The following is a 19,752-nucleotide window of genomic DNA, read 5'->3' as shown; positions in this document are numbered from 1 at the left end:
GCGCGGTGAGCGGACCTCAGTGCTTGGTCAGTTTGTCCAGGTAGCCCATGGCAAATGCCGAGACCACGAAAGTCATGTGGATGATCACGTACCACATCAGGTGCTCGGGATCGACGTTCTTGGCGTCCATGAAAATGCGCAGCAGGTGGATGGAGGAAATGGCCACGATCGAGGCGGCGACTTTCATCTTCAGCGACGAAGAGTCCATGGTGCCCAGCCAGTTGAGCTTTTCCTTGTCGTCGCCGATATCCAGTTGCGAGACGAAGTTCTCGTAGCCGGAAATCATCACCATCACCAGCAGGCCGCCCACCAGCGCCATGTCGATCAACGACAGCAGCACCAGGATCAGGTCGGACTCGGCCATGGAAAACACGTTGGGAATGACGTGAAAGACTTCCTGGAAGAACTTCAGCGCCAAGGCCAACAGGCCCAGGGACAACCCGAAGTAGATCGGCGCCAGCAGCCAACGGGAGGCGTACATTGCGTTTTCGATAAAGCGTTCCATTGAATCTCACACCAGGGCTGAAAAAATCGCGGCGAGTATATCAGCCACGACCGGCCCCACAAATGCCGGGCCCCTCCCTGGTCCCTGCTCTTGTGTCAAAATTTTACTGCCGGTGCCCGTGCGGTGATGGCCTTCAATGCAGCGGACGAAACTCGAAGCCGCCGACATTGCGACAACGGCCTCCATTGATTTCACGCAGTTGAGCTTGCATGTGCAGGGACCAGATCTGCGGGTCGTCGGCCAGCTCATAGCCGTGCAGTGTCAGGCTTTGCACAATGGTATCGAGGATGGATTCGGCGGCAGTCGGGCCGGGGAATGGCCCTTGGGCCTTGATGGCAGAAGGTTGTTCACCGGCCATTCCGGCGGCGAAGAGCAAGGTCCACATACCGGTATCTCCCGCCAGGGGGCGGATGGCGCATTCGATACGGGTGACAAGGCCCAGGCATTGACGAGTGAGGCAAAGGTTGCGCGACATGGCGGCGCCCCTCGGTAGATCCGGTATTCAGCCCCGGGAGGAGGCTGTTTCGATCCGATGATGACTCTCGTTATCCTTGAGCTGAGGATAGAAGAAAAGTTCCGGTCGCAAGGACTTTCGAGACCAGAATACGCCGAGCGGTCACAGTGTGAATATTGACGCCAAAGTGGTGGCACTTTTTAGCAATAATCCCCAAAACATTGATGGTGACAGCAAGCCTGTGGGAGCAAAGCTTGCTCGCGATGAGATTGTCACATGCAACATTTCTGTTGACTGGACAAACGCTATCGCGAGCAAGCTTTGCTCCCACAGGCTGTTCTCCCACAAGCTAGCTCCCACAGGGGGCTAGCTGCGGAGGAAAACATCAAGCCGGCTTGGCCTCCGCCAATGCCTGCTGCGCCAGTTCCTTTTCCGCTTCCTTGATATCGTCTTCGCTGATCATCTCCGCGATCACCCGCAGCCGTTCCACCACGCGGGCGTTGACGCTGCCCTCCGGGAACTCGCCGTTTTCATCCGGCTCGCCAGCAGGCTCGCCCACCAACAGGCTCAGGGCTTCGTCGGCCTGGCGCACCGCGTAGACGTGGAACTGCCCGGCGCGCACGGCGGCCAGCACTTTCTCGTCGAGCATCAGGGTCGCGACGTTGGCCTGGGGAATGATCGCCCCTTGCTCACCGGTCAGCCCGCGGGCTTCGCAGAGGCGGAAGAAGCCTTCGATCTTCTCGTTGACCCCGCCCACCGCCTGCACTTCGCCGAACTGGTTGATCGAGCCGGTGATGGCGAAGCACTGCTTGAGCGGCGTCTTCGACAGGGCCGAGATCAGCGTACACGCCTCGCCCAGGGACGCGCTGTCGCCGTCCACGTAACCGTAGGACTGCTCCAGGGCGATGCTGGCCGAGATCGCCAGCGGGAATTCCTGGGCATAACGACTGCCCAGGTAACCGGTGAGGATCATCACGCCCTTGGAGTGGATTGGCTGGCCGAGGTTGACCTCCCGCTCGATGTCGACGATACCGCTGCCGCCCGGGTACACCGTGGCAGAAATCCGCGCTGGCACACCAAACGCAGAGTCGCCGACCTCGAGTACCGTCAGCCCGTTGCATTTGCCCACGGCCGCGCCAGCAGTGTCGATCAGGATGATCCCCGCCAGCATGTCGTCGAGGATTCGCGCCGAGACACGCCCGGTGCGGGTGGCCTTGGCCTTGAGGGCGCGTTCGATATGACCGGCGTCGGTCATCTCGTCACCGGCCAGTTGGCGAATGAAATCCGCCTCGCTGACCAGTTGGAACAGATCACCGATACGCGCCGACAAGCGCCCCTGGTGTTCGGCCAGACGCGCACTGTAGGTCGCCAGGCGCGCCACCGCGTCGGCGGTCAGCGGCGCCATGCCCTCTTCCGAAGTACGGGTCTTGAGCAACTGGGCGAACTGCTCCAGGCTCTCGTCGCCCATCGGGATGTCTTCGTCGAAATCCACCAGCACGCGAAACATTTCCTGGAAGTCCGGATCCAGGTCCTGCAAGGCGTAGTAAAGCTGGCGGGCGCCGATGATCACGACCTTGACCTGCAGCGGAATGTGCTGCGGCGTCAGGGTCACCGTGGCCAGCCGGCCCAGCTCACCCAACGGCGATTCCATTTTCAGCTTGCGCGATTGCAGGGCACGCTTGAGCGCATCCCACACGAACGGCTCACCGAGCATTTTTTCCGCTTCGAGAATCAGGAAACCGCCATTGGCCCGGTGCAAGGCACCCGGACGCAACTGCCGGTACGTGGTGTAGAGCGCGCCCTGGTCGGTGCTGTATTCGATGCGACCAAACAGGTTGTCGTAGGTCGGGTGCGGCTCGAACACCACCGGCGCGCCGCCACTGAACGGATGCCCGACCACCAGGCTCGGGGCGTACTGTTCCTCCAGCAGTTTACGGGCGATGGCGTCGGTCTTGCTGTCGTCCACCAATTGCTCGACCACGGTCTTGAGCAGATAGACCTGCATGGCCTGCAGGTAGCCGCAGACCGCAGCGTTCTCTGCGTATTTCTCCGACAGCGGTGCCAGCAATGGTTGCAGAGCCAGGGTGATGGTTTCTTCGTTGAGGTGGCGCAACTGGTTGCTGGACTCGCGCTTCCATTGCGGCAGGCTGGCGAGCTCTTCGTTCAAGCGCTCTTCCAGGCCCGAGATGTCCTCGTGGAAACGCTCGCGCTCGGCTTCCGGCAACTGGGCGAATTCCGCTTCATCCAGGGCCTTGCCTTCGCTCATCGGCGTGAAGGCAATGTTGCTGCTGTCACGGTACAGCGCGACATCCTTCTCCAGCGCCAGGCGCTCGATCACGTCCAAGGCGCGGTCATAGCGCTGGTTGAAGGCGCGGTCGATCGCGCTTTTCTTCTGCTGGTAGGACGGGTGCTCGAACACCGCCGGAAAAGTCGCCAGCAGGTTGTCGATCAGGCCGTTGATGTCGGCGATGAAAGCACCGGCCGTGCCTGACGGCAGTTCCAGGGCACGGGGTTCGCGGGGCTCATCGAAATTGTTGACATAGACCCAGTCCGCCGGGGTCTGCAGGCGCTTGCCTTCGGCCTTGAGGTAGCGTTTGACGAACGAAAACCGGCCAGTGCCGGGCTCGCCCATGACGAATACGTTGTAACCGGGGCGCGGCATGGCCACGCCGAACTGCAAGGCTTCGACCGCACGTTCCTGGCCAAGCACTCCGCGGAAGGGCTCCAGATCATTGGTGGTAGAGAAGCTGAACTGTTCAGCGGAAAACGGACGGGTCAGCGCTTCGGGCGCTAGACGCAAGCTGGCAGCAACAGGATCAGGCATCGGGCTTCCTTACATCAGGCGGGGCAGATAGCGGCATTCTGGCGCTGCCTGTACCTGACTGGCAAGGAGCGCCTCAGACCAAAGCATAGTCAATGGGAAAACCCCAGGCGGGGCCCCGTAAACAGGCGATCCCCAGTAATGTTTTTGCAAAATGTCACGGAACCCTCGGATCGTGCCTAAACTCCAAATTGCGCGGCTGGAACAATAACCGGCCCACTGGCAGCTGTAGGGGCCAGACCCTGTCCATTGGTATGCACATAAAGAGAACATAGCTATGAAACGGATTCTTCTCGGTACTCTCTTCACCGCTGTATCCATCAACGCCATGGCTCAGGCGCCGGGCGGCCCGGATTGCGGCTGGGGCAACATGCTGTTCGAAGGTCAGCGTGGCACTCCGGCACACTTCCTGGCATCCACCACCAACGGCACTTCCGGTAACGCGACCTTCGGCATGACCTCCGGCACCAACGGGTGCTCGACCAATGCTGCACTGACCTACGGTGGCAAGTCCTGGCTGGCCATGAATGGCATGATGAACGAGCTGTCCGAAGACATGGCCAAGGGTCAGGGCGAAGCGCTGACCACCTATGCCGTGGTACTGGGCGTAGCGCCGGAAGACCGCGCACATTTCTCTGCCGTCACCCACGAGCACTTCCAGCAGATCTTCAGCAAGGCTGACGTAACCGCCGAAGACGTGCATACCAACACCCTGGCCGTGCTGAAAAGCGATCCTCGCCTGGCCAAGTACGCCACTCAAGCTTAAGCTCGACACCACTCGCTCCTCTCGGGGAGCGGGTTTTCTTTTTGGGGCCCCTTCGGTCTTTATTTTTCGCCTTTCCAAGTAGCCGACTATGCTCAAACGCCTTGCCTGGCTGGCGCTCTGTGTGTGCGCCCCGCTGTCCGCCGCGCCTCATGTCGACCCTCAACGTTTGCAGCAACTGGCCAATGACCGCTTCTGGATTTCCCTGGGCCACTACGAAACCGCCAAGCTCGGCGGTTGGCGCAGCTATATCAGCGACAAGAAATTCTTCCTCGCGCCCGATGGCAACGAACATCCCGAGCGTGAACTGAGCGCCACGCTAAAAGCCCTGTACGGCCCGGCCAGCGCCGGCCAGCAGCATGCCCAGTGCGTGTACCCGGCGCGCACGCGCTGGCTCAAGGCCCAGCTCAACCTGACGGATCTGCCGGCCGTCGACTGCGGCGACTTCAACCAATGGTTCAAGGACGTCTCGCCCCACAGCGCGGTGATGATCTTCCCCGCCGCTTACCTGAACAGTCCCTCCTCGATGTTCGGCCACACCCTGCTGCGCATCGACCAGGCCGATGTGCAAAGCGACAAGACCGCCCTGCTCAGCTATGCGATCAATTTCGGCGCCTACATCGAAGGCTCGGACAACAGCATCCTCTATGCCTGGAAGGGCCTGATGGGCGGTTATCCCGGCCTGTTCGCCCTGGTGCCGTACCAGGAAAAACTCTCCGAGTACCGTAGCCTGGAGAACCGCGACCTGTGGGAATATCGCCTGAACCTGAGTCAGGCGGAAACCGAGCGCATGGTCGAGCACGTCTGGGAACTCAAGCAGATTCAGTTCGACTATTTTTTCTTCGACGAAAACTGCTCCTATCGCCTGCTCGAATTGCTGCAAGTGGCTCGCCCCAGCCTGCGCCTGACCGAACAATTCCCGCTGACCGCGATTCCCACCGACACCGTCAAGGCAGTGAAAGAATCCGGCCTGGTGGAAAGCATCCAGTATCGACCGTCCCGTGAACGGGAACTGCTCAGCCGCGCCGAACCGCTCAGCGATGATGAACAGCAATGGGTACTGAAAGTCAGCGCCGACCAGCAGCAACTGCAAGCCCCCGGCTTCAAGGCGCTGCCGCGCGAACGCCAGGCGCTGATCATCGATGCGGCCTATCGCCTGGAGCGCTATCGCGCCAACGGCCAGGAGCGTGATCCGCAGCGCTCCCAGCGCAGTTTCGAACTGTTGCGGGCGATCAACCAGAACCCCGCGCCGGAACTCGATATCCCGCAACCGGGCCTGCCCGAGGACGGCCACCAATCACGCACCTGGCAGGCCGGCCTCGGCACCCGGGGCGACCGGGCGTTCGGCGAGTATGGCTTGCGCATGGCCTATCACGATCTGAACGACAACGCCGAGAGCTTCCCCTTGGGCGCACAGATCGAAATCCTGCAATTGAAACTGCGCCAGTACGAAGGCAATGACTGGCAGGTGCAACAACTGGACCTGGCGACCATTCGCTCCCTGACCCCACGCAACGAGCTGCTGCAACCGCTGTCCTGGCAGGTCACCGGCGGCCTGGAGCGGGTGCCAGGCAAACACGACGATGAAACCCTGGTCAGCCACGTCAACGGCGGCGCCGGTGGCACCTGGGCGCTGGGCGAAGAGGTGCTGGGCTTTGCCCTGGGCACGGTACGGGTCGAGCACAACAACGATTTCGCCCAATTCATCGCCCCGGCCGCCGGTTTCAACAGCGGTGTGCTGTGGAAAAACCCGCTGGGCAACCTGAGCCTGGAAGCCAAGGGTGATTATTTCGTCAACGGCGAAGTGCGCCGCAGCCTGAGCTTGAATCAACAATGGGAATTGTCCCGCAACCTCGGCCTGCGCCTGAGTGCCCAGCGGGAATTCAGCCAATTGGCCTCGCCGGAGAACGAAGTGATGCTCGAGGTGAAGTGGTACCACTACTGACCATGGCCTAGGCAACGAACGGATTAATCACCACGCTTTCACGCCTTACTGACGAATCCACTCCTAGACTTATTGTATGAGCGGGATTCGGCAGGAAAGCAGAAATGAAGCGTGCGACAGTGGTCCTGAGTGTGTTGATGTTGCTCGGTGGCTGTGAAACCACCCACGAAGACCTGATCGCCCGGGGTTATCCACCAGCGTTCGCCGACGGCTACGACGACGGTTGCAGCAGCGGCCGGCAAGCCGCCGGGGTGATCACCGGCCAATTCAGAAAAGATGTGCCGCGTTACCTCAAGGATCCGCGTTATGCCGAGGGCTGGAGCGATGGCTTCCGCCAGTGCCAGGCCATGCGCGAGAACGAAGAGCGCAATGCCTATCGCGAGCGTCATTGGGACGAACGTGAACGGGCCTGGCAGCAACAGAAAGACCAGGACGCCGCCCGGGCTTATCGCTCGCAATAAGTCGCGTACAGACATCCGTCGAAACCAAAACCCTGCAACCATGGCCCAAACTCCAATGCAGAGGAGCAAATGCCATGAGCCGCGCCTTCGTCAACGAAGATAACGCCGCTGCCCAGGCCGACCAGCCGGTCGAGCGCCAGGTCAGCGCGCAACCCAACTACGTCACGCCCACAGGACTTGCCCAGCTACAGGCCCGGGTCGTCGAGTTGCAGGCGCTACACGCCCAGCAGGCGAGCCGTGGGGAGCTGGCGGACAAGCAGCGGATCGCCGACCTTGAGCGGGATCTGCGCTATTTCACGCAGCGCCTGCAAAGCGCCCAGGTCGTTGCGCCGACTTCATCCGATCAAGTGCGGATCGGCCACTGGGTGACCTTTGTCGATGAACAGGACCACGAGCAGCGAGTGCAATTGGTCGGGGAAGACCAGGCCGATGCGGCCAGTGGGCTGATCAACTGGGGCTCGCCGCTGGGAAGGGCGTTGCTGGGGGCAAAGGTTGGCGATGAGGTGACATGGGAACGACCATTGGGGAATCTCGCTATAGAGGTCGTTGCGATCGATCTCCAGTGATACTGCCAGTCTGTTTAAACATGCCTGAAGCCTCTAACAAGACCAGAGATTACCCGGTGCTCGGGTAGCCCCATCAATTAAGCCTCCCACAATGGATTTGCATCCATAAAAAAACGGAGCCTTCGAAGGCTCCGTTTTTCATGCAACCGACCGAATCAGGCCAATTTCTTGTGCCGTACGCGATGCGGCTGGGCAGCAGCTTCGCCGAGGCGTTTCTTGCGATCGGCTTCGTACTCGGTGTAGTTGCCTTCGAAGAACACCGCTTGCGAGTCGTCTTCGTACGCCAGGATGTGGGTCGCCACGCGATCGAGGAACCACCGATCGTGGGAGATCACAATGGCGGCGCCCGGGAAGTCCAGCAAGGCTTCTTCCAGGGAACGCAGGGTTTCGACGTCGAGGTCGTTGGACGGTTCGTCGAGCAGCAGGACGTTGCCGCCCTCCTTCAAGGTCAACGCCAGGTGCAAGCGACCGCGCTCACCACCGGACAAGTCCTTGACGAACTTCTGCTGGTCGCCGCCCTTGAAGTTGAAACGGCCCACATAAGTGCGCGACGGGATTTCATAGTTGCCGATGCGGATCTGGTCGGAACCGTCGGAGATCTGCTGGAACACGGTTTTGCTGCCGTCCAAGTCTTCGCGGCTCTGGTCGACGCAGGCCAGTTGCACGGTCTCACCGATTTCGATGCTGCCTGAATCCGGCGTTTCCTTGCCCATCAGCATGCGGAACAGCGTGGATTTACCCGCGCCGTTACCGCCGATCACACCCACGATGGCACCTTTTGGCATGGAGAACGACAGGTTGTCGATCAGCACGCGGTCGCCATAACCCTTGGAGACGTTCTTGAACTCGATGACCTTGTCACCCAGGCGCGGACCGGCCGGAATGTAGATCTCGTTGGTTTCGCTGCGCTTCTGGAATTCCTGGGATTGCATTTCCTCGAAGCGTTGCAGACGTGCCTTGGATTTGGACTGACGGGCCTTGGCGCCTTTGCGCACCCACTCCAGTTCTTCCTTCATGGCTTTTTCATGAGCCGACTGCTGCTTGGATTCCTGGGCCAGACGATCGGACTTGGCCTCCAGCCAGCCCGAATAGTTGCCCTCGTACGGAATGCCTGCGCCGCGGTCGAGTTCCAGGATCCAGCCGGCGACGTTGTCCAGGAAGTAACGGTCGTGCGTGATCGCAACCACGGTGCCTGGGAAGTCGTGCAGGAAGTGTTCGAGCCAGGCGACGGAATCGGCGTCCAGGTGGTTGGTAGGTTCGTCGAGCAGCAGCATGTCCGGGGCCGACAGCAGCAGGCGGCACAGAGCCACACGGCGCTTCTCACCACCGGACAGGTGTTCGACCTTCGCGTCCCAGGCCGGCAGGCGCAACGCATCGGCGGCGACTTCCAGCTGGCGATCCAGGTTGTGGCCGTCGCTGGCCTGCAGAATCGCTTCGAGCTTGGCCTGTTCGGCGGCCAGCTTGTCGAAGTCGGCATCCGGATCGGCGTAGGCGGCATAGACCTCGTCGAGGCGCGCCTGGGCGTCCTTGATCACGCTGACCGCTTCCTCGACCACTTCACGGACGGTCTTGCTCGGGTCCAGCTGCGGTTCCTGGGGCAGGTAGCCGATGTTCAGGTCCGGCATCGGGCGGGCTTCGCCGTCGAATTCGTTATCGACGCCGGCCATGATTTTCAGCAGCGTGGACTTACCCGAACCGTTGAGACCCAGTACGCCGATCTTGGCGCCGGGGAAGAAGGACAGTGAAATATTTTTCAGGATTTCCCGCTTCGGCGGAACTACTTTGCTCAGCCGATGCATGGTGAAGACGTATTGAGCCATGGTGAACCTAGCGTCAGTGACAGGTGAAAAGAACGAGCCAGGCCATGCGCGGCACCGGCACTTGACGGTCATCAATGCCTGCGGGCGGATAGAGCCTGGGAATCTGGAGCTGGAACGCTCTTGTTTGACCGGCAAAGCTACCTCAACCGTCGGTCAAGGTCCAGCCGCCAAGGGCTGGCACTTTGCCACAAGTCAAGGCATGCTAGCCGCCCTTCGGGCGTCCGGCTTATAGTGCACGTCGCGCCAGTCCAGCAAACCGCAGGATTACAGCTTGTCCAACGTCACTCCGCCCCTGTCCCCTCGCGCACCCGCTGTCGTGCCCGGCTCGCCCCTGCGCGGGACATTGAAGGGCGGACTGGCCACGCTGGTGCTGCTGTTACTCGGCTTGCTGTTCTGGCAACTGCTCGACCAACTGCGCGAAACCCAGCAGCAACAACGCCAATACACCATCGACTACACCGCCGATCTCGCCGCGCAGGTCAGCCTGAACATGGCCCTGAACGCGCAAATCGCCCTCAACCTGCTACCGATTGTCGAACAACCCCAAACAGGCGACGAACAGCGGGCCCTGGTGCGCAAACTCCAGCAATCGCTCCCCGAATTGCGCAGCCTGGCCCTGCTGAGCCCCTCCGGCCGAGTGCTCAGTGACAGCGACGCCGACAGCCACGACGCCGATTACCTGGGTGAACTGGTGCGGCGCAGCCGGGCCCAGGCCCATTACTTCAGCAATGCCGAAGACGGCTCCGTGGTGCATCTATTGTTGCACCAGGCCAGCGGTAGCAGCCGTGGCTACTGGGCGCTGCGCCTGAACCCGAAGTTTTTCTCCACCCTGACCAAGCAGACCGATATGGGGCTGCGCCCGCTGTGGCTGGTGGAAAACCGTCTCAACCAGCAGATCATCAGCCGCGACGAAAGCCTGCCCTCGAGCAGCCCTACCCATTTGTCCCCGGATGACCTGGAGAACACCGTACTGACCGTGCCCTTGAGCAGCAGCGACTGGCAACTGCGGGGGTTGTTCGACAGGCGCCAGGTGATCGAACAACTGCTGCCGGCCTTCATCGGCAAATGCCTGCTGGGCCTGGCGTTTTCGTTGTTGCCGGTGATTGCGCTCTTGAACATACGCCGGCGTCAGCGGCAGTTGCATGAAGGTCGGCGGCGCTACCAGGATATTTTCGAAGGCACCGGCGTGGCCCTGTGCGTGCTGGATCTGTCGGGGCTCAAGGCCTTTTTTGAGCGGACCGGCCTGCACACGGGCGATCAATTGCGCGCCTGGACGAAAACTTCCCATCAACTCGAGCAATTGCGCCAGGAAGTCCACGTCACCGAAGTCAACCAGATGGCGTTGAAACTGCTCAACGTCGATTCCTGCGACCAGGCCTGGCAACTGCTGGTCGGCAAGGGTGCGCAGGACAACAACCCCGTTGGCTCGAAGCTGCTCGAAGCGCTGCTCGATCGACACAAGCAACTGGAACTGGAAATCAAACTCCAGGACGCCCATGGCCGCGACCAGCACCTGTGGCTGGTGCTGCGCCTGCCGGAAAAACAGCAAGACCATAACGCGGTCATCCTGAGCATCAGCGACATCACCAGCCGCAAGCTGATCGAGCTCTCGTTGCTCGAACGCGAGGGTTTCTGGTCCGACGTGGTGCGCACCGTGCCGGATCATCTCTATGTGCAGGACGTCATCAGCCAGCGGATGATCTTCAGCAACCACCACCTGGGCCAGACCCTGGGCTACGACCGCACCGAGCTGCACCAGATGGGCGAGTACTTCTGGGAAATCCTGCTGCACAGCGACGATGCCGATCACTACCACGGCCTGCGCCAGGCACAACGGCGGGGCGGGTACACGCAATTGTTGCAATGCCAACTGCGCTTTCGCCATCGCAATGGCAAATGGCGCTGCTTCGACATCCGCGAGCAGGCACTGGCCCGGGACCGGGACAATCAGGTGACACGAATCATCGGTGTGGCCAAGGACGTCACCGAGCAGATCGAGGCCAGCGAATCGCTGCGTGACAGCGAGCAACGCTACCGGATGCTCGCCGAAAGCATCAGCGACGTGATTTTCTCCACCGACAACAAGCTTTCGCTCAACTACGTCAGCCCGTCGGTGCAGGCGGTGCTGGGCTACACCGCCGACTGGATCTTCCAGAACGGCTGGCAATCGATCATCGCCAATCCGCAACAGCTGACCGGCATCTACAGCCTGATGGACCGGGTCAGCAAGGCCCTCGACAAGCCCGAACAACTGGCCGAGCTGCGCAACCAGATGCAGACCCAGTTGTTCCTGTTCGACTGCCTGCGTGCCGACGGGCGCAAGATTCCCATCGAGCTGCGGCTGGTACTGGTGTGGGATGAACACGGCGCGTTCGAAGGCGTGCTCGGCGTTGGTCGCGACATCAGCCAGCAGCGTCGCGCTGAAAAAGACCTGCGCATGGCCGCCACGGTCTTCGAGCACTCGACCTCGGCGATCCTGATCACCGACCCGGCCGGCTACATTGTCCAGGCCAACGAAGCCTTCAGTCGCGTCAGCGGTTATGCCGTGTCGCAAGTGCTGGACCAGTTGCCCAACATGCTGACCGTGGACGAACAGCAGGAAGCCCACTTGCGCTACGTGCTCAAGCAATTGCAACAGCACAGCACCTGGGAAGGCGAAGTCTGGCTCAAGCGCCGCAATGGCGAACATTACCCGGCTTGGGTCGGCATCACGGCCGTGCTGGATGACGAGGGCGACCTGGCCAGCTATGTATGCTTCTTCAGCGACATCAGCGAGCGCAAGGCCAGCGAGCAGCGCATTCATCGCCTGGCCTATTACGACGCCCTGACTCACCTGCCCAACCGCACGCTGTTCCAGGATCGCCTGCACACCGCGCTGCAATCGGCCGACCGGCAGAAGACCTGGGTCGTGCTGATGTTCCTCGACCTGGACCGCTTCAAGCCGATCAACGACTCCCTGGGGCATGCCGCCGGCGACCGGATGCTCAAGGAAATGGCCACGCGCCTGCTCGGCTGCGTCGCCGACGACGACACCGTGGCGCGCATGGGCGGCGATGAATTCACCCTGCTGCTGCAACCGCGCGCCAGCCGCGAAATGGCGCTGAACCGGGCCATCAACGTAGCCGAGCAGATCCTCGCCAGCCTGGTCCGGCCATTCGTGCTCGAAGGCCGGGAGTTCTTCGTCACCGCCAGTATCGGTATCGCCCTGAGCCCCCAGGACGGCAACGAACTGAGCCAATTGATGAAGAACGCCGACACGGCCATGTATCACGCCAAGGAGCGTGGCAAGAACAACTTCCAGTTCTATCAGGCCGACATGAACGCCAGCGCCCTGGAGCGCCTGGAGCTGGAAAGCGACCTGCGCCACGCCCTGGAACAGAACGAGTTCGTGCTGTATTACCAGCCGCAGTTCAGCGGCGATGGCAAACGTTTGACTGGCGCCGAAGCCCTGCTGCGCTGGCGCCATCCGCGACGCGGGTTGGTGCCGCCGGGGGACTTCATCCCGGTACTCGAAGAGCTCGGCTTGGTGGTGGACGTCGGCGACTGGGTCATCGCCGAAGCCTGTCGGCAGCTCAGGACGTGGCACCAGGCCAAGGTCCGGGTGCCGAAGGTCTCGGTCAACATTTCCGCCCGGCAGTTCTCCGACGGCCAGTTGGGCACGCGCATCGCCAATATCCTGCGCAGCACCGGCCTGCCGCCGGCCTGCCTGGAGCTGGAACTGACGGAAAGTATCCTGATGCGCGAAGTCAGCGAGGCGATGCAGATCCTGGCCGGGCTGAAAAACCTGGGCCTGAGCATCGCCGTCGATGACTTCGGCACCGGTTATTCGTCGCTCAACTACCTCAAGCAATTCCCCATCGATGTGCTGAAGATCGACCGCACCTTCGTCGACGGCCTGCCGTCCGGCGAGCAGGATGCGCAGATCGCCCGGGCGATCATCGCCATGGCCCACAGCCTCAACCTGGCGGTGATCGCCGAGGGCGTCGAGACCCACGAGCAACTGGACTTCTTGCGCGAGCACGGCTGCGACGAAGTCCAGGGCTACCTGTTCGGCCGGCCGATGCCAGCCACCCGGTTTGAAGCGCAGTTCAGCAATGATGCGTTGTTCATGCTCGACTGAGGCCTTGTACTATCTGGGCCGGCCTCTCGCGGGCAAGCCTTGCTCCCACAGGGGAACGAGGGCTTCTGTGGGAGCAAGGCTTGCCCGCGATGAGGCCAGTACAGGCAACACCCCTCTTGCGTGAAACCCATTCGTCCGCGACATGACGCCCTTTCATATGCCTTCCAAAACCGGTTGAGGTAGAATGCCCCCCTTTTCTGCCCCCGATCCTTGAGGACCGCCATGTTCAGCCGTGATTTGACTATTGCCAAGTACGACGCCGATCTCTTTGCCGCCATGGAGCAAGAAGCTCAGCGCCAGGAAGAGCACATTGAGCTGATCGCTTCGGAAAACTACACCAGCCCCGCGGTGATGGAAGCTCAAGGCTCGGTACTGACCAACAAGTACGCCGAAGGCTACCCGGGCAAGCGTTACTACGGTGGTTGCGAGTACGTCGACGTGGTCGAGCAACTGGCCATCGATCGCGCCAAGCAACTGTTCGGTGCCGATTATGCCAACGTCCAGCCGCACGCAGGCTCCCAAGCCAACTCCGCCGTGTACCTGGCGCTGCTGTCGGCCGGCGACACCATCCTGGGCATGAGCCTGGCCCACGGCGGTCACCTGACCCACGGCGCCAGCGTTTCCTCCTCCGGCAAGCTGTACAACGCCATCCAGTACGGCATCGACGGCAACGGCCTGATCGACTACGACGAAGTCGAGCGCCTGGCCCTCGAGCACAAGCCGAAAATGATCGTGGCCGGTTTCTCCGCCTACTCCCAGGTCCTCGACTTCCCGCGTTTCCGCGAGATCGCCGACAAGGTCGGTGCCTACCTGTTCGTCGACATGGCCCACGTTGCCGGCCTGGTCGCCGCTGGCGTCTACCCGAACCCGGTGCCATTCGCCGACGTGGTCACCACCACCACCCACAAGACCCTGCGTGGTCCACGTGGCGGCCTGATCCTGGCGCGCGCCAATGCCGACATCGAGAAGAAGCTGAACTCCGCCGTCTTCCCGGGCGCCCAGGGTGGCCCGCTGGAGCACGTGATCGCAGCCAAGGCGATCTGCTTCAAGGAAGCCCTGCAACCTGAGTTCAAGACTTACCAGCAACAAGTAGTGAAGAATGCCAAGGCCATGGCCGGCGTGTTCATCGAGCGCGGCTTCGACGTGGTGTCCGGCGGTACTGAAAACCACCTGTTCCTGCTGTCGCTGATCAAGCAAGAGATCTCCGGCAAAGACGCCGACGCGGCGCTGGGCAAGGCGTTCATCACCGTCAACAAGAACTCGGTGCCAAACGACCCACGCTCTCCGTTCGTCACCTCGGGCCTGCGTTTCGGCACCCCTGCCGTGACCACTCGTGGTTTCAAGGAAGCCGAGTGCAAGGAACTGGCTGGCTGGATCTGCGACATCCTGGCGGACCTGAACAACGAAGCGGTCATCGACGCCGTACGTGAGAAGGTCAAGGCTATCTGCAAGAAGCTGCCAGTCTACGGCGCTTAATCAGCCCGCTAGAACGAGTTGAATAAGGCCCGCATCGAAAGATGCGGGCCTTTTTTATTGCCCTGGAAAACAGGGCCAAACAACTAACACCATCCAACACTTAATTTTCTGCAATACAGAAAACCTTACACGCAATTAATAAACCCATACGATCTCTCCTGCCCCCTGAACTTAATCACTCAAAACAGGACGCTTATTCACATGGACAGTGAACAATCCTTTAATGCAACACTCAGCATGTTCAACACCCGCGTAAATCTACTGGAAAGGCTGCATGGCAAACCCGCGATGGCGACCATCAGTGCATTCAGCGGTGGATTCTTCACCGGTAGACCCCAAACCCAGGATCACTCAAGCCTGCTCGGCATGCGCGTCGAAGACCAGGCTGTGCGCGGCGAGCCCTTGCGGCTGCACTTGCGGTATACCGCTGGCGGCTACCTCCTGACCCTGAAAAACACCGGTGAACACTACAACAAACTGATCAGTAAAAGCTGGCTCGAAGTGTTTGGGGCAAGTGATCCAAACACTCGCAACCCGACTCTTTTCAGCCTGGTCGATCATCAGCAAAACATCATCACACGCAAGCACATCAAATCCCGCCATGTCCCCATCTCGCTCATGACAGGCAATAAGAAACATGTCGGGGGATTAAGGGTACGCGGCTCGCCTTATCTTTATCTTGCCGAGACAGACGAACAATCAAAAGCGACGTTCATTCTGAGCGTGCTCTGAAGGTCGCCCCTGTTGGCATGTTAAGTCAGTCGAAGGGACGAAGCACGACCCTTGTGGCGGGGCGGTTATTGACCACCCGTCATTTTTTCTTTTGAGAAAACGCTCAAGCACAGGGCTTTCACCTCAACTGGTAAGACCGGTCATGCCAAACCAGCACAATCGAGCTTGCATCCCCGCAAAAACAGCGCTTAGACTGCGCCTGCACTGGACAAACCGGTAAGACCACAATAATGAAGTCCCAACGCCAGCCCTCCCCTGGCGAACAAGGACACCGAACCAGGAATCCCTCCCATGCTCAAATGGTGCTCGCGGTCGATCTTCCTTCAAGTTGTCCTCGGACTGGTGCTCGGCATCGTCTGTGGACTTACCCTTCCTGAATACTCTGCACAACTCAAACCCCTCGGCGACGGCTTCATCAAGCTGATCAAGATGCTCATCGGCCTGATCGTGTTCTGCGTGGTGGTCAGCGGTATCTCCGGCGCCGGCGATCTCAAGAAGGTCGGGCGCATTGGCCTCAAGTCGGTCATCTACTTCGAAATACTCACCTCCATCGCCCTGGTCATCGGCCTGGTCCTTGCTTTCAGCACAGGCATTGGCAGCGGCGCGAACATCCACCTGGAGCAGCTCTCCAGCGCGGACGTGAACGATATCGCCCAGCGCGGCCAGCACATGGTCACCACCACCCAGTTCCTGATGAACCTGATCCCGACCTCGGTGATTGGCGCGTTCGCGGAAAACAACATCCTGCAGGTGCTGCTGTTTGCCGTGCTGTTTGGCAGCGCGTTGAACCTTGTTGGTGACGCCGCTTCCGGCATTTCACGCCTGATCAACGAACTCAGCCACGTGATCTTCCGCATCATGGGCATGATCGTACGGCTGGCCCCGATCGGCGTCTTCGGGGCCATTGCCTTCACCACCAGCAAATATGGTCTGGATTCGCTACAACACCTGGGCAGCCTCGTTGGCCTGTTCTACCTGACCTGCATCGCCTTTGTCGCGGTGATCCTGGGTGCGGTAATGCGCGTGTCGGGCCTGCCGATGCTGCCATTCCTCAAATACCTGCGCGAAGAGCTGCTGATCGTGCTCGGCACCGCGTCGTCCGATGCCGTGCTGCCACAGATCATGCGCAAGCTCGAACACCTGGGGATCGGCAGCTCCACCGTGGGCCTGGTCATTCCAACCGGCTACTCGTTCAACCTGGATGGTTTCTCGATCTACCTGACCCTGGCCATTGTCTTCATCGCCAACGCGACCGGCACGCCCCTGGCCATGAGCGATCTGTTGACCATCCTGCTGGTCTCGCTGATCACCTCCAAGGGCGCCCATGGGATTCCCGGCTCGGCGCTGGTGATCCTGGCAGCGACGCTGACCGCGATCCCGGCGATCCCGGTGGTCGGCCTGGTGCTGGTGTTGGCCGTGGACTGGTTCATGGGCATCGGTCGCGCCCTGACCAACCTGATTGGCAACTGCGTGGCCACCGTGGCGATTGCCCGCTGGGAAAAAGACATCGACATCCCTCGGGCGCGCAAGGTGCTGTCCGGCCAACAAGGCTATGCCTTCCAACCCAGGAAACCGGTGGGCAGTGCCCATCACCAGCAATTCTGAAAGACGGCGATGCCGGCCCGCGAACCGGCATCGCCTGATCGATTTCCAAGGAGTCACATGTGATCAGTTCATCGACCGTCGTCAATTCCGTGGTGGAGAAACTCCGCGCCGCCCTCGCCCGAGGCCAATGGCGCTCGGGCGACATGCTGCCCGGCCAGCGCGAGCTGGCCGAGCAACTGGGCATCAGCCGGCCAAGCCTGCGTGAAGCGGTGATTGTGCTGGAAACCCTGGGCCTGGTGCGCTCGATGCCCGGCAAAGGCGTCGTGGTGCTGGAGGCCAATCTCAACGATGCTGCCGGTGAAGGCAGCGCCATGGCCGGCGCGAGCCTGGAAGACCTGCTGCAGCTGCGCTACACCCTGGAGCCGTTCATCGTCGGCCTTGTGGCCCAGTCCATCAGCAGCAAGGAGGTCGGCCAGTTGCGCCTGACCCTCATGGACATGCGCGAAGCCCTGGAAGCCAACGACAGCGACGCCTGCGCCAACGCCTACATCGCCTTCCATGAAGAATTGTTTGCCCTGACATCCAACCCGATCTTCCAGAACGTGGTCCAGCAGACCAGTAACGCCCTCAAGCAGAGCGCCGATATGTTGCGCAATTCGCCCGAGCACCTGGCTGAACGCCTGGAAGAAAACGAAGCCGTGGTCCGTGCCATCCGGGGCAAGAACAGCGCCCAGGCCAGCGCCGAAATGCGCCGGCACATTCTCCGGGAAGGCCAGCGCATGGGCATCGAATTGAACATTCCGGACGACAACCTCGGCACCTGAGCCATTGCCTGTGGAGACCGCCATGAACAACCTCATGCCCCATCAACCCCAGCACAACCACAACGTGCTGGCCGCCCTGCCCCCGCCCGGCCGGGTCGGCAAACCGTCGGTGGACGATATCTACCCGCGGATCTTCGACGCCATCCTCGAACAACGCATTGCCCCGGCCAGCCGCTTCACCGAGGAAAGCCTGGGGGATGTGTTTGGTGTCAGCCGCAGTGTCATTCGCCGCGTTCTGGCGCGCCTGTCTCATCAGCAAGTGGTGATCCTGCGGCCCAACCACCGGCCACAAGTCGCTGCGCCAGACCTGGAGCAGACCCGGCAGATCCTCCACGCTCGCCGCCTGGCTGAGCAGACCCTGGTGCGCTTGGCCTGCAGGGCGCCGCAGCCCAAGGACTTGCAACAGCTGCGCGATCTGGTGGAACGCGAGCGCCAGTGCCTGGATCGTGGTGAACGTGGCCCGGCGATCCGCCTGTCCGGCGAGTTTCATCTGCAACTGGCCGCCATGGCCGGCAACGCGCCGTTGATGCAATTTCTCGGCAGCCTGGTGCCGTTGACCTCGTTGGCCCTGGCGCGACACGAGATCAAGTCCCGCCGGCACTGCGCCTGGCAGGAACACCTGGCAATCGTCGACGCAGTGGAAGGCCGCAACGTCAACGAAGCGGTGCGGCTGATGGACGAGCACCTGGACCATCTGGAGCAAAAACTGCTGCTGGCCGCAGGTACGGGTTCGTCAAAGTAGCGCGGCTTCGAAACCGGCGCGGATCTTCTCTTCCGGCAGTTCGTCGGCGATGAACACGATCACGCTTTCCCGGGCTTCGCCGGGGGCCCATTCGGTGTCCCAATCGAAACCGTACAACTTGAGCACGCCCTGGAACACCAACCGACGGGGTTCGCCCGCGATGTTCAGCACGCCCTTGTAGCGCAGCAATTGCTTGCCGTGTTCTTCCAGCAACTGGTTCATGAACTCGCTGAGCTTGTCGATATCCAGCGCCTTGTCGGTACGCAGCACCAGGCTGCTGATGCGATCGCCCGGGGTGGCCTTGCCGACCGGTCGCAGGCTGAACCCCGCGCCCAGGTCCGCATTGAGATTGAAGCCGCGGATGTCGAGCAGCTCGGCCAGGTCGATCTTGCCGTGCTCGACCACCCTGATGGGTGCCCGTCGGTTGATGCGCGTCAGGCGCTCGCCAAGGGCCTGGACCTGGGCCGCGTCCACCAGATCGGTCTTGCTCAAGAGCAGGCGGTCGGCAAACCCGACCTGGGCCTGGGCGATGGCCTGGGTCAGGTGGACATCGGCATGAGCGGCGTCCACCAGCGTAAGAATGCCGTCGAGGATATAGCGCTCGCGCAGGTCCTCGTCGATGAAGAACGTTTGCGCCACCGGGGCCGGGTCGGCCAGGCCGGTGCATTCGATGACCAGGCGATCGAAGGCGATCTCGCCGCTGTCCAGCCGCTCGAGCAACAGGTACAGGGCCTTGGTCAGGTCGGTGTGGATGGTGCAGCACACGCAACCGTTGGCCAGGGTCATGACTTGCACCGGCTCGTCGCCCAGCAGTTGGGTATCGATGCCGGCATCGCTGAATTCGTTCTCGATCACGGCGATTTTCAGGCCGTGCTCGGCCTTGAGCAGATGGCGCAACAGCGTGGTCTTGCCGGCGCCGAGGAAGCCGCTGAGGATGGTGACCGGGATGGGAGAGGACAAACTGAATCTCCTTGATGC

At 61.2% G+C, this 19,752-nt stretch carries 15 protein-coding genes; 10 read left to right on the top strand and 5 right to left on the bottom strand.

Annotated elements, in window-relative coordinates:
* Positions 1-16: 16 nt before the first annotated feature.
* The 3 genes from AB4O09_RS05290 to AB4O09_RS05280 all read right to left on the bottom strand — a co-directional run bounded on the left by AB4O09_RS05290 (position 17) and on the right by AB4O09_RS05280 (position 3,783).
* Entirely contained in the window at positions 17-505 is a 489-nt protein-coding gene (locus AB4O09_RS05290) for a TIGR00645 family protein (RefSeq protein ID WP_003205748.1), read from the bottom strand.
* A 133-nt stretch (positions 506-638) separates the two neighbouring features.
* The gene (locus tag AB4O09_RS05285) at positions 639-980 is read right to left on the bottom strand and encodes a PA4575 family protein (RefSeq protein ID WP_013694243.1); all 342 of its coding nucleotides are present in this window, start codon (positions 978-980) and stop codon (positions 639-641) included.
* A gap of 364 nt (positions 981-1,344) precedes the next feature.
* Positions 1,345-3,783 carry a Lon protease family protein gene (locus AB4O09_RS05280; protein WP_003205753.1) on the bottom strand — a complete coding sequence of 813 codons (2,439 nt, stop codon included), beginning with the start codon at positions 3,781-3,783 and terminating at the stop codon, positions 1,345-1,347.
* Between the two features lie 274 nt (positions 3,784-4,057).
* Here AB4O09_RS05280 and AB4O09_RS05275 point away from each other — a divergent pair, with 274 nt between their 5' ends.
* The 4 genes from AB4O09_RS05275 to AB4O09_RS05260 all read left to right on the top strand — a co-directional run bounded on the left by AB4O09_RS05275 (position 4,058) and on the right by AB4O09_RS05260 (position 7,515).
* Entirely contained in the window at positions 4,058-4,546 is a 489-nt protein-coding gene (locus AB4O09_RS05275; RefSeq protein ID WP_003185616.1) for a DUF3015 domain-containing protein, read from the top strand.
* An 88-nt stretch (positions 4,547-4,634) separates the two neighbouring features.
* Entirely contained in the window at positions 4,635-6,488 is a 1,854-nt protein-coding gene (locus tag AB4O09_RS05270) for an Lnb N-terminal periplasmic domain-containing protein (RefSeq protein WP_003205755.1), read from the top strand.
* Between the two features lie 104 nt (positions 6,489-6,592).
* On the top strand, positions 6,593-6,949 hold the full coding sequence (locus AB4O09_RS05265; RefSeq protein WP_028237098.1) for a hypothetical protein: 357 nt from the start codon (positions 6,593-6,595) through the stop codon (positions 6,947-6,949).
* Between the two features lie 74 nt (positions 6,950-7,023).
* Positions 7,024-7,515: a GreA/GreB family elongation factor gene (locus AB4O09_RS05260; RefSeq protein ID WP_460107994.1), complete on the top strand. Its 492-nt coding sequence runs from the start codon at positions 7,024-7,026 to the stop codon at positions 7,513-7,515.
* Between the two features lie 155 nt (positions 7,516-7,670).
* Here the strand turns inward: AB4O09_RS05260 and ettA are convergent, their stop codons facing one another.
* The gene (gene ettA / locus AB4O09_RS05255; protein ID WP_013694244.1) at positions 7,671-9,335 is read right to left on the bottom strand and encodes an energy-dependent translational throttle protein EttA; all 1,665 of its coding nucleotides are present in this window, start codon (positions 9,333-9,335) and stop codon (positions 7,671-7,673) included.
* Positions 9,336-9,606: 271 nt separating this feature from the next.
* On the opposite strand from ettA, the gene AB4O09_RS05250 reads away from it, so the two are divergent.
* The 6 genes from AB4O09_RS05250 (at position 9,607) to AB4O09_RS05225 (ending at position 18,774) form a co-directional block, all read left to right on the top strand.
* On the top strand, positions 9,607-13,455 hold the full coding sequence (locus tag AB4O09_RS05250) for a sensor domain-containing protein (RefSeq protein ID WP_003205761.1): 3,849 nt from the start codon (positions 9,607-9,609) through the stop codon (positions 13,453-13,455).
* A gap of 222 nt (positions 13,456-13,677) precedes the next feature.
* Positions 13,678-14,931 carry a serine hydroxymethyltransferase gene (gene glyA / locus AB4O09_RS05245; RefSeq protein ID WP_003205763.1) on the top strand — a complete coding sequence of 418 codons (1,254 nt, stop codon included), beginning with the start codon at positions 13,678-13,680 and terminating at the stop codon, positions 14,929-14,931.
* 201 nt (positions 14,932-15,132) lie between these two features.
* Positions 15,133-15,663 (top strand): hypothetical protein, encoded by a 531-nt coding sequence (locus AB4O09_RS05240; RefSeq protein WP_027912166.1) that lies wholly within the window; start codon positions 15,133-15,135, stop codon positions 15,661-15,663.
* Between the two features lie 291 nt (positions 15,664-15,954).
* Positions 15,955-17,268, top strand: a complete 1,314-nt coding sequence (locus tag AB4O09_RS05235) for a C4-dicarboxylate transporter DctA (protein ID WP_039014175.1) — start codon at positions 15,955-15,957, stop codon at positions 17,266-17,268.
* Positions 17,269-17,327: 59 nt separating this feature from the next.
* Entirely contained in the window at positions 17,328-18,032 is a 705-nt protein-coding gene (locus tag AB4O09_RS05230; protein ID WP_039014177.1) for a FadR/GntR family transcriptional regulator, read from the top strand.
* Positions 18,033-18,054: 22 nt separating this feature from the next.
* Complete coding sequence (locus tag AB4O09_RS05225) at positions 18,055-18,774, top strand: GntR family transcriptional regulator (RefSeq protein WP_038858937.1); 720 nt, start codon at positions 18,055-18,057, stop codon at positions 18,772-18,774.
* Here AB4O09_RS05225 and yjiA read toward each other — a convergent pair.
* Positions 18,766-19,734: a GTPase gene (gene yjiA / locus AB4O09_RS05220; RefSeq protein WP_013694246.1), complete on the bottom strand. Its 969-nt coding sequence runs from the start codon at positions 19,732-19,734 to the stop codon at positions 18,766-18,768. The genes AB4O09_RS05225 and yjiA overlap by 9 nt on opposite strands.
* Positions 19,735-19,752 lie beyond the last annotated feature (18 nt).

It is taken from the genome of Pseudomonas sp. H1_F01, from assembly GCF_054681425.1.
The sequence above is the reverse complement of the archived record's forward strand: the minus strand, read 5'-3'. Positions and strand labels throughout refer to the sequence as shown.